General features: G+C 45.1%; 18 protein-coding genes. 14 read left to right on the top strand and 4 right to left on the bottom strand.

The features are described 5' to 3' along the window. Positions 1 to 10: 10 nt before the first annotated feature. The 10 genes from MHI32_RS27355 (at position 11) to MHI32_RS27310 (ending at position 5,121) form a co-directional block, all read left to right on the top strand. Entirely contained in the window at positions 11 to 346 is a 336-nt protein-coding gene (locus MHI32_RS27355; RefSeq protein WP_076099872.1) for a hypothetical protein, read from the top strand. Between the two features lie 3 nt (positions 347 to 349). Continuing rightward, a complete protein-coding gene (locus tag MHI32_RS27350) occupies positions 350 to 961 on the top strand; it encodes a putative phage tail protein (protein WP_076186581.1) in 612 nt (203 codons plus the stop codon). An 11-nt stretch (positions 962 to 972) separates the two neighbouring features. Next, positions 973 to 2,496: a hypothetical protein gene (locus MHI32_RS27345; RefSeq protein ID WP_076186579.1), complete on the top strand. Its 1,524-nt coding sequence runs from the start codon at positions 973 to 975 to the stop codon at positions 2,494 to 2,496. A gap of 21 nt (positions 2,497 to 2,517) precedes the next feature. Next, positions 2,518 to 2,958, top strand: coding sequence for an XkdW family protein (locus MHI32_RS27340; RefSeq protein ID WP_340011427.1), 441 nt, complete (start codon positions 2,518 to 2,520; stop codon positions 2,956 to 2,958). A 25-nt stretch (positions 2,959 to 2,983) separates the two neighbouring features. Next, complete coding sequence (locus MHI32_RS27335) at positions 2,984 to 3,202, top strand: hypothetical protein (protein ID WP_076186574.1); 219 nt, start codon at positions 2,984 to 2,986, stop codon at positions 3,200 to 3,202. Positions 3,203 to 3,296: 94 nt separating this feature from the next. Next, positions 3,297 to 3,578, top strand: coding sequence for a hypothetical protein (locus tag MHI32_RS27330; RefSeq protein WP_036681272.1), 282 nt, complete (start codon positions 3,297 to 3,299; stop codon positions 3,576 to 3,578). Between the two features lie 2 nt (positions 3,579 to 3,580). Beyond that, positions 3,581 to 3,781 (top strand): hypothetical protein, encoded by a 201-nt coding sequence (locus MHI32_RS27325; RefSeq protein ID WP_036681274.1) that lies wholly within the window; start codon positions 3,581 to 3,583, stop codon positions 3,779 to 3,781. After that, the gene (locus MHI32_RS27320) at positions 3,774 to 4,163 is read left to right on the top strand and encodes a hypothetical protein (RefSeq protein WP_076186571.1); all 390 of its coding nucleotides are present in this window, start codon (positions 3,774 to 3,776) and stop codon (positions 4,161 to 4,163) included. The genes MHI32_RS27325 and MHI32_RS27320 overlap by 8 nt, the downstream gene beginning before the upstream one ends. Next, positions 4,135 to 4,827, top strand: a complete 693-nt coding sequence (locus tag MHI32_RS27315; RefSeq protein WP_076186569.1) for a M15 family metallopeptidase — start codon at positions 4,135 to 4,137, stop codon at positions 4,825 to 4,827. The genes MHI32_RS27320 and MHI32_RS27315 overlap by 29 nt, the downstream gene beginning before the upstream one ends. A 12-nt stretch (positions 4,828 to 4,839) precedes the next feature. Then, on the top strand, positions 4,840 to 5,121 hold the full coding sequence (locus tag MHI32_RS27310) for a holin (protein WP_076186566.1): 282 nt from the start codon (positions 4,840 to 4,842) through the stop codon (positions 5,119 to 5,121). 103 nt (positions 5,122 to 5,224) lie between these two features. Here the strand turns inward: MHI32_RS27310 and MHI32_RS27305 are convergent, their stop codons facing one another. From MHI32_RS27305 to MHI32_RS27290, 4 genes are all read right to left on the bottom strand, one after another. Then, entirely contained in the window at positions 5,225 to 6,535 is a 1,311-nt protein-coding gene (locus MHI32_RS27305) for an MBL fold metallo-hydrolase (protein WP_076186563.1), read from the bottom strand. Continuing rightward, entirely contained in the window at positions 6,532 to 8,211 is a 1,680-nt protein-coding gene (locus MHI32_RS27300; RefSeq protein WP_076186561.1) for an iron ABC transporter permease, read from the bottom strand. Before MHI32_RS27300 ends, MHI32_RS27305 begins: the two co-directional genes overlap by 4 nt. Before the next feature lie 5 nt (positions 8,212 to 8,216). Further along, complete coding sequence (locus MHI32_RS27295) at positions 8,217 to 9,296, bottom strand: ABC transporter substrate-binding protein (RefSeq protein WP_076186598.1); 1,080 nt, start codon at positions 9,294 to 9,296, stop codon at positions 8,217 to 8,219. 90 nt (positions 9,297 to 9,386) lie between these two features. Then, positions 9,387 to 10,355: an ABC transporter ATP-binding protein gene (locus MHI32_RS27290; protein ID WP_076186558.1), complete on the bottom strand. Its 969-nt coding sequence runs from the start codon at positions 10,353 to 10,355 to the stop codon at positions 9,387 to 9,389. Between the two features lie 165 nt (positions 10,356 to 10,520). Here MHI32_RS27290 and MHI32_RS27285 point away from each other — a divergent pair, with 165 nt between their 5' ends. The 4 genes from MHI32_RS27285 (at position 10,521) to MHI32_RS27270 (ending at position 16,257) form a co-directional block, all read left to right on the top strand. Beyond that, positions 10,521 to 11,414, top strand: coding sequence for a LysR family transcriptional regulator (locus MHI32_RS27285; RefSeq protein ID WP_076129777.1), 894 nt, complete (start codon positions 10,521 to 10,523; stop codon positions 11,412 to 11,414). A gap of 234 nt (positions 11,415 to 11,648) precedes the next feature. Next, a complete protein-coding gene (ppc, locus tag MHI32_RS27280) occupies positions 11,649 to 14,441 on the top strand; it encodes a phosphoenolpyruvate carboxylase (RefSeq protein WP_038573414.1) in 2,793 nt (930 codons plus the stop codon). A gap of 513 nt (positions 14,442 to 14,954) precedes the next feature. Further along, the gene (gene sigW, locus MHI32_RS27275; RefSeq protein ID WP_036681288.1) at positions 14,955 to 15,521 is read left to right on the top strand and encodes an RNA polymerase sigma factor SigW; all 567 of its coding nucleotides are present in this window, start codon (positions 14,955 to 14,957) and stop codon (positions 15,519 to 15,521) included. A gap of 121 nt (positions 15,522 to 15,642) precedes the next feature. Further along, positions 15,643 to 16,257: a zf-HC2 domain-containing protein gene (locus MHI32_RS27270; protein ID WP_036681404.1), complete on the top strand. Its 615-nt coding sequence runs from the start codon at positions 15,643 to 15,645 to the stop codon at positions 16,255 to 16,257. Positions 16,258 to 16,425: the final 168 nt, after the last annotated feature.

Here is a 16,425-nt window from a genome sequence, read left to right as displayed (position 1 = left end):
GGGCGGGACAATGGCTCTAAAAACATTGATTCAAATACGCCGCGGCTTGGAAAGCGCCATTGGAGCGCTGGCTATTGGTGAGCTTGGGTATTGTACAGACAGTGGCAAGCTGTACATTGGTTCTGCCGCTGGTAATGTCTTGCTGGTAGCCGCGCAGAGTACCGGGGATATGCTGAAAAGCATTTACGATACGAATAACAATGGCAAGGTGGATTTTGCGCAACAAGCGGATAGTGTAGCTTGGGCGGGGGTAGCAGGTAAACCAGTGGTATTTCCTCCGGCGGCGCATACACATGATTATTTGCCCAAAGGCCCCCTAACCTGGAATCAACTGAAGGGGGTGTAGAGGATGAGTTACGGCAGCTCTTTATACAGCGAATTGCAATATTCCGCAGATAAAGATTCGAGCCATCCGGGTGAAGTCGAGGCGCCTGATCTAATGCAGTATTTGCCGGACTATTATAAGGATGTCCGCGAAATGGAGAAGCTTCAGGAGACCATCGGGCTAGAAATTGGTGGACTGAAGCTGGGCACTATAGACGTACTGGATCAGGCTTTTGTTGAAACGGCAACGGTGAGCCTTGGACGATGGGAAGCTGAGCTTGGACTAAATATCGATTCATCCAAGTCATATGCCACACGCCGAGAGATGATTAAGGCAAAGCTGCGTGGAAATGGGACGACCACACCGGAGATGATTCAGCGGACGGCGTCAGCTTTTTCAGGTGGAGTGGTTGAAGTAAAGGAAGTGCCTGAGGAGTACCGTTTTGAGATTCATTTTGTGAGTACACTGGGGATTCCTCCAAATATGGCAGGGTTGATTCAAATCATCGAAGAGATTAAACCTGCGCATTTAGCTTATGAATTTGTGTTCAGCTATACCTGGTGGGACTCTGTTAAGGCTTTGACTTGGGAGAGTGCTCACAGTAAAACATGGAACGAATTAAGAACTTATAGATAGGAGAGTGACATATGCAAACCACAGGAAATTTGGGCTTAAAGAAGCCAGAGGGAACAGATATCGTTGATATTGCCGATTTGAACGGGAATATGGACATTTTGGACAATGCAGTGAATGGCAAGGTCGATAAAGTAACAGGCAAACAGCTATCTTCGAATGACTACACCGCAGCTGAGAAAACAAAGCTGGCGGGGATTGCGACGGGAGCAAATAATTATGTGCATCCTAATCACACGGGGGATGTTATAAGTACTGGTGACGGGGGGACCGCAATTGCGGCTGGGGTGATTGTAAACGCCGATGTTAATGCTTCAGCCGGAATTGAGGCTTCGAAGATTGGAACGGGAGTGGTCTCTAATGCAGAGTTTGGGTACTTGGATGGGGTGACTAGTGGGATTCAGGGGCAGCTGAATGGTAAGGCGCCGTTGGTTACTACGCCTCAGCAGACGACAGCGGATATTACTTACTATGTGCGGACGGATGGGAATGATAATAATACGGGATTGGTGAATACGGCGGGTGGGGCGTTTAGGACTATACAAAAGGCGATTAACAGTATTCCTAAACATATTCTTCATATTGCTACTATCAATGTCGCTGCCGGTACGTACGCCGAAGATATCTCTTTCGCAGATGTGAGTGGTGGCACCGAAGTATGGCTTAACGGCGGGACAAGCTACGAGACGGCCGCAAACTTCAAGGTTAAAAGTATGACCTTTTATGGTGTTAGTAATCAAGTAGTTGTAACTGGATTCACAGCAACTTCTACAACGAGAGTCGGATTTTTTATTAATAACTCGATATTTATTCAAATGTTATTTTGCCGTATATCTGCAGATGGTAAGGCAAATTCCGTTGGAGGATTCGAGGCCAGTAACCATTCTGGATTGCGACTTTACGGCTGTGAAGCTGCTAATCGTAATGAAGGCATTGTCAGTAACCAAGGGTCAACGGTAATATCCAGAAATAGTTTTGGGACCTCAAATACTATTGGGCTTTCAGCATACGACGGTGGCACAATAACAAAAAAAGACGGTCAGCCCGCGGGCGCAATAAATGAACAGATTGACGCAGGTATCATAACTTGGGGTGTACTTAATCCATGGGGAGATAACACAATGAGTTCTAGAAGTTTTATATCTGCATGGGGGAATGTTAACGATACAATAGTAGCTAATACATGGACAAAGATAACGTTTGGGAATGAAGTTTTCGATCACTTGAACGAGTTTTCAACTAGTACTCACAGGTTCACAGCCTTAAAAGCTGGGGTGTATTTAGTATCAGCCGCAATCAGTTTGATTACTCCCGGTGCTAACTCAACATGTACTATGTGCGCATATGTTAATGGTGCAAGAGGCAAGGATTTTGGATATTCTCAAACCGCAGGCACTAACAACACATCTTACCAAGGAAGTGTTATGTTGAAATTGGATGCAGGAATGTTTGTTGAAATATACGCTCACACTAATATGAATGTGACAGCGGCGGCCGGGAGCTCATGGAAGTATGTTGATATTGTACAGGTAGCATAAATTTAAGAAAGGGGATAAATGATGAATATCGCACAAGCAATTATGTATCTGTACCCAAATGCTAATCCAATGAAGGACTTTATGGTGCAAGATAACGGACCCGAGCCAGTATTACGCGAGGGCATAGATGGACGGACACGGCACGAGATCCGCCCATTAGACGAAGATGAGACCGAATATAGAGAGGGAGTACACTATTACTATGCCGTGGATTTTAAACGATTGAAAAAGGGCGTAGACTACGACATTATTGAGCGTGGCCCATACATCGCAGCTTGGAACCTAGACGCCACGCAACCAACGGAAGAAGAACTCGAAGCCGCGTGGGAAGCATATCTAGAAGCAGAAGCTAACAAACCACCAGAATTAAGCGAAGTCGAGCAACTCCGTGCTGAAAATACTACTTTGCAAGACAGGCTTCAAGATGTCGAAGTCATTATGGCTGAATTACTCAGCATATAAACCCAAAAGGAGGTGAGTTGTAATCATGACAATGGATTCATTGACAGCCGCCAAACTCCGCTTGATGGCCAATGCCTGCATCACTCGTTTTGATCGTGAGGAGGGTCCGATAGAGAATATCATTTCTTCCTATAACATGCAGCCGGATAATGAGATTTTGGTTAAGGATCAGATTATCGAGAAACGATCAGATATTCATTTTGCTGAAAACGATTCGACTGAGCAAGCTTCATCAGCCAAATAATTAGCACGCATCCACACAGGAGCGTGTTTTTTTGTGCCCTCGGTGGTGCCGGGGGCTATTACGCATCAACATCATTACAGAAAGGAGCAGACGAATGGGCGAAGGGGATATTGCGCAATTGGAGAAGCTGCTGCCGCTGGCAGATAAGTATGGGCTGGCTTATATTGTTGCTTTCATTTTGATGATCGTACTGATGGTGTTATTGCGTGCGATTGTCAAAGGGAACCTTGTACCGCGAGAAATGCTGGATCGGGCAGAGGAGGATCGGGATCGTCTGCAAGCGATTTTGGATAAGGAGCGCTCGGAGTTTATGCAGCCCACACTGGACGTCTTAAAGAAACTGAAGATTGACCATACGGAAGACAGGGGGAGTTAGGAATGCTGTCACAATGGATTCGGCGGCTGCTTCTCCCCCGGCATGTTGATAAAGAGATGGAGCTCCGCAGAGCCTCTACCAGCGTTACACTGACCATAAGTCATTATAAAAATGTCTCGCAGGAAATTCAGGAGGAGATTGATCGTAACCGGTTCGCCAAATATTTAGTTTATGATCGAGGGGATCATGATGCACATGATTGAATTTTTATTATTGGTGCTATATGGCACTACTACGGCCTGCGGAATATACATTATTCATCGCCACAGGCAATATTTTTACGAAAGATTCCAAAAAGGTGTGGTCAGCGTGTTTATGCTGGCTATGCTTTTTTTCTTATTGGCTTATACATTCAATATGTTTATCGTTCTACTATTCCGTTTGGCAGAATTACTAGGAGTGGACATGGCAACAGGGCTGACTTGGCTTCATTATAGCTGGGCTATTGCCCAATTCGGTACAACTGGTGGAATTATCATATTAGCGATACTGACACGTTCCGGGAAATACGACCAATTTATTTATCTGAAAAAGATAGACAGAAAAGAGGAACTTCATGCTGACATTAACTCAGGTGAAAAATAAATCAGCCCAACGCCTAACCAACCTACACCCCGTAGTTCGTTCCGCTGCTACTGCTCTAATCGAACGTTGTTACAAACTCAACATCCCCATTCTCATTACGCAGGGACTTCGCACAATTGCCGAGCAGGATGCTCTATATGCACAAGGGCGCACTAAGCCCGGAGCGATTGTAACCAATGCACGTGGCGGATATAGCTATCACAATTTTGGATTGGCCGTAGATTTTGCTCTTTTGCTGCCGAATGGATCGAGTGTGTCATGGGATATGTGCCGGGACGGCAATAACAACCAGATCGCAGATTGGCAGGAGGTTGTGAAGGAGGCAAAAGGGCTGGGCTTCGAGTGGGGAGGCGACTGGACAAGCTTCAAGGATTACCCCCATTTTCAAATGGCGTTTGGGTTAACACTCACACAGTTTCGAGCAGGGACAAAACCCTCAACATCTGCGGTGGAGTCAGCGTATAAGGTCATCAATCGGAAGGAGGAGGAAGAATTGAAGAGTGATGTTATTGCTGTCGTAAAGGTTAATGGGGTTAAGGTTGCAGATGGAGTGCTTGAAAAAGGCATCACCTACGTCCCTGTACGTGTTATTGCAGAAGCGCTGGGTGCTCAGGTAGGTTATGATTCTGCGACTCGAACGGTTGAGATTATAAGTAGCCACTAAGGAGGGAAAAGGATGGAAACTGGAACAATTTTAGATGATGTTATGGCGTTCGCCTCTATATTAGCAGTATTCGTACTGGCACTGGTTCAGTTGGTCAAAAATAGTATCAACATCCCGCGTAATGAAGTACCGATTATCGGACTATTGATAGGTTTGTTCATCGGCGTAGTAGCGTATCCTTTTACTGAACTTGATTTAGTGCTTCGCCTTTGGGCTGGGGGTCTTGCAGGCTTATCTGCAACCGGGTTGTTTGAGCTAGCTTTTAAGGATCGCCCGGGCACGACGAAAGGGTAAGTGGATAATAGGTACGAATTATAAAAAGGGCTGTTCCAAAAAGTCTGAAAAAGACCTAAGGAAGAGCCCCATTGTTTTTCTCATGATATTACATAAATAAGTTTCAGAACGAAAGCGTGCTGCCGGGTTGTAAAGAATATAGTCCTGTGAAACCTTCTCCTTTTAATATAGAAGCTACTTGGTCGATATGTGGTTTGGGAGCATGGACGAGCACTGTCCGGTGGCTGGGAATCGTTTGGAGCATTTTGCGAATGTCCGGCAAACCTTGATGGACTTTATAGCGGATAAGTGAGACTGTACAGCGTACGCTGCTAGATTCTCCGATCATAGCTTGCTCAACAAGACGATGTCCAAAGCTTCCGGCCGCTAAATGTCCCGTAAAAATCACATGGTTGTCTGGAGAAACAGAGAGCTGGTGAAAGTATTCTTGTGCTTTTGCCGACTGCATCATCCCGTCATTGGTGAATACGATAGCTCCCTTAAGATTCAGCATTGCCTTCGCGCGTTCGTCCGAATTAGATACAACACACAAGTTTTTTCTGTTAAAAAGCGCATTTACACGCTGAATAGCGTCCTCTTTCAGCCATTCCACCTTGTCGCTTAATGCTCGTAAAGGAGCGACGAGTACTTCTTCAACGATCAATTGATGATCTGGAAAACATTCATTTGCCCATACGACCAATTCCTGGCTTCTGCCATGGATAGGCACAGGAAGGAGGACTGAGCCCCCTTTTTGCAAGGTGTTATGGATGGCTATCTCTAATTGCTGTAATTTTACAAGCTGCTCATCAGGATCAGCCCCATAAGCGGCATCGATAATGGACAGATCAGCCACATTTTTAGCTTCGGCTTCCATAATTGCTGGGGTGTCTGCCGTGAGCAGCTGCGACTCCTCTGTATAATCCCCCGAGAAATATATGAATTTTCCGTCCCATTGGATAACCAGCCAAACCGAACCTGCTAAATGCCCGCTACGTCCCCATTGAACTCGAAGGTTAGGCGCAAGCGTCAGCCAAGTTTGAGGGGAGACATGCTCCTCTAAATACTTGAATTGAATAGCTTCTTTATCCGTTTCCTCATAGGGGAGCGGGGCGGATTGAGCCGCCACATATTTATCCCAGGCCTCGAAATAATCAGGAAGCTGTAATGAGGTGGATCTAGTAGTCCATACCTTCCCTCTGTATCCGTGTTTATAAAGTAAGGGCAGCGCTATGGAATGATCCTCATGAGCATGAGACAGAAATACTGCCTGCAAATGTGGAATAATATCCTTATCAAGTAGGGGGTATTCCCCTGGGCCTTCTTTTTTTACGCCACAATCGAGCAGGATGCCATTTCGTGAATCCTTGCCCTGCAAAAGATAGGAGGAACGGCCATGCTCTCCGGCCCCTCCCCAAATCGTTAGTCTGCTCATTGTTGTCTCCGCTTTCTATCTGGGCTTAAATATTCTAAGGCTAATAGTAGTAGGGTAGTAATGCCTACAGAGATAACAGCCATGGCCATCCCCATGGCTACCGCACCTTGTTCAAACTGGGCAAAAATATAGGTCGCTGATGTCTGCATTGAAGGCGGAAGAATGAGTAATGAGGCTACCAGTTCCCGATTGGAAATGGTGAAGGTCATCATCCAGCCAGCCACCATCCCCGGAAGGATGAGGGGAAGAAGGATACGGCGGAACACATACAGCTTACTTCCTCCGAATACTTGTCCCGCTTGCATCAGAGAGGAATCGATCTGCCCATAGCTTGCTTTTACATACTGAACAGTATAAGGAAGGAAAAGTACGACATAAGTCAGTACAACCATCCAGTAGGTATTATAGAGCGGGATAGGCATCCAGCGGGCATTCCACAGCAGAATTAGCCCTACTACAATTACAATTCCCGGGACTGTATTTGGAAGCAAGCTGAATAAATCTGTAATTTTCTGCTTGAATGTAGCCCCTTTTCCTACCGTCAAGGCAAACCAAGTCCCGAGAATAACAGCGATACTGGAAGCAACGATAGCTAATGTAAAGCTATTTAATAAGGCCTCTAGTCCTTGCGAACCCGGGGATAACAGCTCTGCATAATGTTTTAAGGTTAGATTGCTCCAGGATACACCTTCTCCCCGAAGCTTCAATAATGAGGCTGTTATGATAGAGAAATAAGGAATGCCGATGGATGCCAGAAGCAATAGAAGAACATAACCCCAGCTAAGAAACCCTACGATTCCTGTACTCTTATAACGTTTAGTACGAGTTCCTTTTCCACCGATCAGACGGTAAGAGTAGCGGCTGCTAATTATAGTCTGGATGTACCACATGACAAGACAAACTCCGAGCAGCAAGGAGGCTAGTGAAGTAGCCTTACCAAAATCAATCGGCCAACTGGAGATATATTTATGGATCTCAGAGGTCAGCACGTAAAAGCCGATCCTGCGGCCAAAGGTCGCAGGGGTACCGAATTCAGCAATTGTTTTGACGAAGATGAGCAGTGCTCCAAGCCCATAGCTAGAGAGCAGTAAAGGAATAATCACTCTTTTAAATCTGTAAAAGAAGGGGGCGCCGTGAACCGAGGCTGCTTCCTCCAGATTGCCCCCGATCTGCAAAAGCGCATTGCGCAGCAGCAGGTACAGGAAGGGAAACAGGTGAAGGCTCATGATCAGCACCATACCCCCATAGCTAAAGAAATACGGTGTCAACACGGAGGAGGAGGGCAGAAACTGCTCCATATACCCGCCCGTCTGCATAAACAACATCCAGCCCATAGAACCAATGTAAGGCGGCGTCATAAATGGAATTAACAGCACGACATCCAGCCAGTTGTGGCGCCCTAAGTCGGTTTTTGCCATAATCCAGGCTAAAGGTAGCGCAAACAACGTAGTTAGCAGAATAACGCTTACCCCAAGCCCGATAGAATTCAGCAGCACCTCTACTAGGTCATTGCTCCCCATAATGGTTCGTAGTGGTGCGGCTATGTCGAGATGCCCCTCTGGATAAATACTGGTCCAGAAAATGAGCAGGAGTGGCAGCAGCACGAGCACGGTTAGTATAAATAAAGCCAGTCCACCGCTCACCCATTTAAATGAGCGCAAAGAGTTAGTATTCATTACGCTTATTTAAAAATTTGTGTGAAGGTCGAGGAAACTTCATCGCTGTGCTCATTCATCCATTCCCAATTCACATCAAATGTTTTGATTTCTTCAAGATTGGCACGATTTTCTGCCTTCACGTCAGTTCTGCCTGGCAGCAAATAGGCTTTGGCAACAAGGGCTTGCGCTTCATCGGAGAGAAGGTAGTCGATAAAAGCCTTGGCGTTATCTACATTCGGGCTTGTCTTAATGATCGCAGCCGGACGAGGGCTGATTACAGTTCCTTCAGCAGGATAGACGATATCCACAGGTTCTCCGTCAGCCTTTGCTTTATAAGCCATGTAATCTACGCCAGCAGCAACGACGGATTTAGCACCGGTAATCACCGGATCAAGTGCCTCTTGATTGGCGCCTGCCATAGCTACTTCATTGCTTTTATATTGTTTGAAAAGATCCCAGCCACTGTCCCCCTTAGCACTTAAATACCCAGTCATGAAATCAAGAGCCGAGCCGGAAAGTGAAGGATCAGGGATATTGACTGCACCCTTCCATTCCGCTTTGCTGAGGTCATCCCAGGAGGTCGGCGGTGAGCTTACTTTTTTTGTATTGTAGACAATACCGAGTGCGGATGCACTGTAACTGAAATAGTTACCTTCATCTATATCTGACCAATCGCTAACCAGCTTGTCTGCATTAATCGCTTCTTTATATGGAAGTAATAATCCATCGTTTTTAATTCCTTGCATGGACGGAAGAGAGGCGAGGACAACAACATCAACGACCGGGTTGGATTTTTCTGCTTCCATGCGGGCAAGTATTTTTCCTGTAGTGCCTTGGAACATTTCAACCTTAACGCCGGTTTTGGCTTCAAACCCGTCTTTGATTTTATTGGCTAAACCTTCAGGGCCTGCACTGTAAACGACAAGATTGCCGCTTAGTGTCTTTTCTGTTGGTTGTGGGGCTTCAGTTTGCGTCGCCGCCGCAGTATCGGTTTGGTTGTTGCTTGCGTTAGCCGCAGGGGTGTTCGAGGATCCGCAGCCTACTAAAGTAATACCAAGTGCAGTTGTTAGAAGAAGTGAACTTAACCCTTTTGTCTTTTTCATTTGATTCAATGTAATTGCCTCCCTAATATTGTTGTGTGCATCTTGCTGCATGGAACAGCATCATATAGAGCCATTCCATGCAGTGGACGCTTAATTCAGATGATGGATCTGGTGCTCTGAAGCGTACAGCTGAATCTTTTCCCCTACAGGTAGGCGCCGATCATGATAAGCGGTCCAAGTCCCATTGTGCTCCATGTTCAGAATGATCTCATAGCGATCTCCCATATAACTCACATGCTGAATAGTCCCTGTAAAAGGAAGAGAGGAAGCATTCTCCTGAGACCAGCGTAAATGTTCTGGACGCAGCATCTGTTTATCCGGAACGATCCAGTTGGATTTTCCAATAAAGTGGGCTACAAAAGGATGACTCGGTTTACGATAAATTTCCTCAGGAGATCCACTCTGTAAAATAGCGCCACCTTGCATTACAACTACTTCATCTGACATAGACATCGCCTCGGTTTGATCATGCGTCACATACAGAGCTGTAATGCCCATGTTTTTTACCAAGGAGATTAACTCTAGCCTCATTTCATCTCGCAAGACCGCATCCAGCGCACTTAATGGTTCATCGAATAATACAAGCTGAGGGCGCATGACTACGGCTCTGGCAAAAGCAACCCGCTGCTGTTGTCCACCGGACAGCTGATGTGGAAAACGCAGCTCCAGCCCCTCCAGCTTGACCGATCGAAGCGCCTCCTGTACCCGAATCCGTAAATTCTTTTTTTGTTTGGAAGCTCGAAGTCCGAAGGCTACATTCTCGAACACAGTCAGATGCGGCCAGAGGGCGAAATCTTGAAAAACCATGCCAAAGTTACGGCGATGAATGGGGTGGCTAATTCTTTTGCTGCCTGAAAAAATAAACTCATCATCGATCAGAATTTCTCCTGCATCCGGTGTTTCCAGCCCAGCAATCAGACGGAGTAGTGTCGTCTTTCCACAACCTGAAGGACCGAGTAATGTCGTAAAGCTTCCAGCGGGAATCTTCAGATCTGCAGCTTTCAAGGCATGCACATCTCCGAATTTCTTTTCCAATCTGTGGATTGTAATTTCCTTCATTCTATCTACCTGCCTGTTCTTAAGCTTGTTCTTAGTGTAAAGGTAAAGAATTCCCGCTATATTTGCTGAATGTAACTGTGATATTAACTTTTTTGCCGATTTATTTTAACATTCATAGAATTCTTCTATGTTACCGTTTAGGAAAAGGCGAGGGAGTGGAAGAGAATGAACCTTAATCTAATGAAGCTGGAAATTGTAGAACTGCTGAATAAACATAAAAAAATTACCACGGTAGCAGATAAACTCGGACTAAAGCAGCCCACCGTTACGTATCATTTGAAGAATTTAGAGCAGCAATTGGGGGAGAAGTTATTTGAATCCAGAATGGATAAAATGATTCTTACGGAGAGTGGCAAAGCTTTTCTTCATTATGCGATCAAAATCAATGCGCTTGCTGCGGAAGCGGAGCGGGTGGTAAAAGAGTTCAGTCAGGCAGGTCGGGGGACACTGAAAATTGGCGCCAGTTATGTTCCAGCTACTTATATTCTTCCACAAATATTGGGGCAGTTTGGCGAACAGCATCCGGGGATTACCATTTCTTTATCGGTTAAGCCTTCACCGGTGATCAAAGAAATGCTTGCCAGTCATGAGATTGATCTTGGTATTTTGTCTACGGAATCTTTTTATCTGCCTGATCTGCATACTCAAGCCTTATGTGAGGATGAGCTTGTCCTTGTTTTTGCACCTACACATGATTTTGCCGGATTTTCTAATTTAAACTCAGCGATGATTGCTTCAGCGAGCTTTATTTTACATGACAAGGAATCAAGCACACGCCAGTTGACGGATAAATGGTTTGAACGAGAGGGAAAAGAATCAAAACCGCATATTTTGCTCGATTCACTGGAGGCAATTAAGCAATCGCTCATGAGTGGACAACATGTTTCATTTATTTCACGCCTTGCTGTGGAGGACGAGGTAGCCAGAGGAAGATTGCTAATGCGAGCCATTCCGGATTATAATTTTGAAAGACATATTTATTATTCGTATAACCGTGATCGCCATTATTCTCCTTTAATTGGACTGTTCATTGATCAGCTCCGTACAATCCGAATATAAGCATACATAGAGAATATACGATAGAGCCATTATATATATGAAAGAATACATAAAATATAAGGACTGTATAAATTCAGAAATTGGTGTATAATCTTAGGTGCTGTGTCGCTTTACAGCACAAAAAAGTTGCAGATTTTCAAACGGTTTTATTGTATGATATGAGGAAGCTTTAATAGACGATATTTAGACAGACAAACTTAACACATTGATCCGGAAGAGAATGGGGGGAGCAGCATGACCGAACTTACGACTACCGTCAGCAAAAGCAACTCTAACAATCTGCTGCGACGGGACGTACGGTTCTTGGGGAACATTTTAGGAGAGGTCTTGGTTCACCAAGGCGGTAACGAACTGCTAGAGATCGTGGAGAAGATCCGCGAGACCAGTAAATCGCTACGCTCACTATTTTTACCTGAACTGCATAGTGAATTTAAGGAGTTAATCAATTCTTTGGATCCGGAGAACCGTCATCAGGTAATAAGAGCGTTCGCCATTTATTTTCAATTGGTGAATATTGCCGAACAGAACCACCGGATTCGCCGTAAACGTGACTATGAACGTTCAGCTGGGGAGACAGTACAACCCGGTTCTATAGAAAGCGCTATTCAAGAGCTTCGTGAACGTGATTTCTCTCATGAGGAAGTCAACGAGATTATTGAAGGATTGTCTCTGGAACTTGTAATGACGGCACATCCAACGGAAGCTATGCGCCGTGCGATTCTCGATATTCATAAACGGATATCCGATGATGTTATGGGTCTTGATAACCCTACTTTAACTTTCCGTGAACGTGAACAGCTTCGCGAGAAGTTATTGAATGAAGTGATTACGCTTTGGCAAACGGATGAGCTGCGTGACCGCAAGCCTACAGTACTCGATGAAGTGCGTAATGGAATGTATTATTTCCATGAGACGATTTTCCATGTATTGCCCGACGTGTATCAAGAGCTTGAACGCTGTCTGAGCAAATATTATCCAGGACAGAATTGGCATGTGCCAACCTACTTGCGTTTTGGATCATGGATTGGCGGAGACCGTGATGGTAACCCATCGGTAACTTCAACAGTCACTGCGCAGACTTTACGCATGCAGCGTAAGCTGGCCATTCGTGAATATCAGCGTATTATGCGTGAACTCATGAAATATCTAAGCTTTAGCACAAGTATTGTTAAAGTGACGCCTGAGCTCGTAGAATCCATCGAAGCTGATCGTCAGATCATTAACCTAGGCAAGATGGAAGAATGGCGCAATGACAATGAACCTTACCGTATCAAGCTTAGCTACATGATCTCTAAGACACAAAATGTTTTAGATGATGAGAAAAAAGATACTCCTGAGCGTTATGCTACACCTGAGGAGTTCATAGATGATTTGAATGTCATTGACCGCAGTCTACGGCATCACTACGCCGACTATGTGGCCGATACTTATATTAAAAAGCTAATCCGCCAAGTGGAGCTGTTCGGATTCCATACGGCAACTCTTGACGTGCGTCAACACAGTCAAGAACATGAGAATGCCATGACAGAAATTTTGGCGAAGATGAACATTTCGCCGGACTACTCTAAGTTGACGGAGATCGAGAAGATTGATCTGCTGGAGAAATTGCTGAATGATCCACGTCCGTTGACCTCTTCTTACCAGACGTATACTGAAAGTACAGAGGAGTGTCTGGCGGTTTACCGGACGATCTTCGCATCGCAGGAAGAGTACGGCAAACAATGTATCACCAGTTATCTGATCAGTATGGCTGAAGCTGCGAGTGATATTCTGGAGGTTATGGTCTTCGCCAAAGAGGTAGGACTATTCCGCAAGGATAACGACGGTACAGTTGTATGTACCCTGCAAGCTGTGCCACTTTTTGAAACGATTGATGACTTGCATGAAGCACCGCAAATTATGAACACACTGCTCAATATGCCGATCTACCGTGATGCGGTAAGAGCAATGAATGATTTGCAGGAAATCATGCTTGGATATTCAGATAGTAATAAAGATGGCGGCGTGGTTACTGCTAACTGGGAACTGCGTGTTGCCCTAAAAGAAATTACAGCGACAGCGGATAAGTTCGGAATCAAGCTGAAGTTCTTCCATGGTCGTGGTGGAGCGCTCGGCCGCGGGGGTATGCCACTTAACCGCAGTATTCTTGCTCAGCCTGCTTCGACAATTGGCGGCGGGATTAAGATTACCGAGCAGGGAGAAGTAATCTCCTCCCGTTACTCCATGCAAGGAATTGCTTACCGCAGTCTGGAGCAAGCGACATCTGCGCTTGTAACAGCAGCAATTAGTGCGAGAGTGCCACAAGCGGATCTTTATGAAGAGAAATGGGAAGAGATTGTTGCCCGTATTTCTGAGGTCTCGCTGAACAAATATCAGGATTTGATCTTCCGTGATCCGGATTTCCTGACTTATTTCAAAGAATCAACACCTCTGCCTGAGGTTGGAGAGCTTAATATCGGTTCCCGTCCTTCTAAACGGAAGAACAGCGACCGTTTTGAAGATCTGCGTGCAATTCCTTGGGTATTTGCATGGACACAAAGCCGTTATTTGCTCCCAGCCTGGTACGCTGCTGGAACCGGACTGCAGAGTTTCTATGAGGGTAAGGAAGAGAATCTGAAGATAATGCAACATATGTATGAGAACTTCTCATTCTTTACTACACTGATAGATACGCTGCAAATGGCTATTTCAAAAGCGGACTTGATCATTGCTAAGGAATACGCCAGCATGGGCAAGAACGAGGAAGCACGTCAACGGATCTTTGGCCAGATTGAAGATGAGTTTAATTTGACCTCTGAGCTGATCCTGAAGATTACAGGCCAGCAGGATATTCTGGATAACGTTCCTGTGATTCAAGAGTCGATCAGACTCCGCAATCCATACGTTGATCCGCTTAGCTACCTGCAGGTTCAATTGCTATCCGAGCTTAGAGCGCTCCGTGAAATTGATGGAGATGATAGCGAGCTGCTTCGCGAAGTATTGCTTACCATCAACGGCATTGCCGCCGGTCTTCGGAATACCGGCTGATATTGTCTTAACAACAAAAAGTCCGCCCTATTTGGGGCGGACTTTTTTTGCCTAATACAAGTTGTTGTGATCATAAACTGTATATTGCTGCTGTGAACTTTACTTGTTCCTAAATATTGGATAGTCATACCCGATATTTCTTTATTACCCTACCCAAGTAACCGAGATGTAATCGGAGGTAATTAACGTGGCACTTATTACTTCGGTGATGGAGCAGCGTAGAGAATATTTGGAACTGTAGGAGCGCCAGCGTTCGCCTTTATCCTCAGATTTCGACCGCTATATGCGGTTTATAATCAGGAAATGTGAGGATAACAGCGACCGAAAGTCCAACATTCTTTGGAATGCTATCGTATTCACACCGTGTTTTATTCCTAAAAATTAACTCAGTTTACATAGAAGGTTACAATACAATCCTTGATTTTTACACAAACTTGAATTACGATTTAATTGCTTGTACCGTGGATATTTGCGAAGAAATACCAAGGGCGGCAAGTCTGGGGGAGTTAACAGGTGGAGAATTTGGAAGGCAGATTGACAAAGCTCGCCTTGAAGGGCGACCAAAGGGCATTTGCCGAGCTTGTGGAACTATATAAAGACAAAATATATCATTTAGCTTACAGGATGTTGAACAATCGCCATGAGGCGGAGGATATTGTTCAGGAGACCTTTTTGCGTGTGTATAGGAATTTGGATCGTTATGATGATAAACAGAAGTTCTCCACATGGATTTACCGGATTGGAACGAACCTCTGTATTGATAGATTACGTAAACGAAAACCAACCTATTCACTGGATGCTGAAATGAACGATCAGGAGGGCCTTGATGGCTATTCGTTGATTCCGAGCGACAATGTGACACCTGAGACCGAACTATTGCTCTCTGAGACGCAGGGGCTAATCTATGAAGCGATTGACAGTCTGCCTGTGAAATACAGGTCGGTGATGATTCTGAGATACCTGCAGGATCTGTCCCTTCAGGAGATTAGTGATGTCCTGGATATGCCCGTGACCACGATTAAGACGCGTGTACATCGAGGCCGTGAATTTTTGCGTAAAAAATTAGGCCCAAAAATGTAAAAATAGATTTTATTTATGAAACATCTTTTCGAGAGCGACGTATGTAAGTTAAGCAAGTCTTATGTGTCCTGACCCTTTGTCTTAGGATAATTAAATAGCACTCATGAAAGGATTGGCTCCTATGGAATGCAAACTGGCCGTCTCTATGATGCATGACTACTTGGATGACGACTTGCCCGAACAGCAGCAGAGGGAATTGAAGGAGCATCTTCTATCCTGTCCAGATTGCCGTGCAAAGTTTAAAGAATTGGAACAGACAGATATGTTGATGTTCTCCCTAATGCATCAGAATCCTGTAGCTTCAGATGATCTTGTAAGCCGGATAATGAGTTCATTGCCAAAGACTAAGAAAGAAAAAGCCTTTATTACCTGGATCAAGAGACACCCTGCACTTACAGCGGCATCTCTATTCCTTGTCGTTATGCTGATGAGCACCGTAACTTTTTGGAGTCCAGACCGACAACTTGTAGTTAGAGGTGTTGATTTGGATCAAGTGGTCATCAAAGGGGATACTGTAATTGTACCTTCCGGCAAAATAATTACCGGGGACCTTACCATAGAGAACGGTAAAGCACAGGTATATGGAGAAGTGAACGGCAACGTGACAGTCATTGACGGATCTCTATATCAGGCTTCAACAGCTCATATTTCTGGGCAAGTCAAAAGCATAGACCAGGCAGTAAGCTGGTTCTGGTATAAAGTGACGAACATGTTCTCTGAAGTTGCCTACCGTTAATGCGGGCAGTGGTTACCTTGAGCAGGAATATTAATTAGCGCCTCTTTTTCCGGAAAGATGGCGCTTTTTTGTTTCCTTAAATTGGGTGGTTTCGGAAAGGATTGAGGGACTAAACTTGCAACTGAAGCCCGAACGTTATAACCTAGATATGATACAGAGCTAACAGAC

This window comes from Paenibacillus sp. FSL H7-0690 (genome assembly GCF_037980415.1).
GTDB lineage: Bacteria > Bacillota > Bacilli > Paenibacillales > Paenibacillaceae > Paenibacillus_AQ > Paenibacillus_AQ odorifer.
Note: the sequence above shows the minus strand (reverse complement) of the source record. Positions and strands in the feature narration are given on the sequence as shown.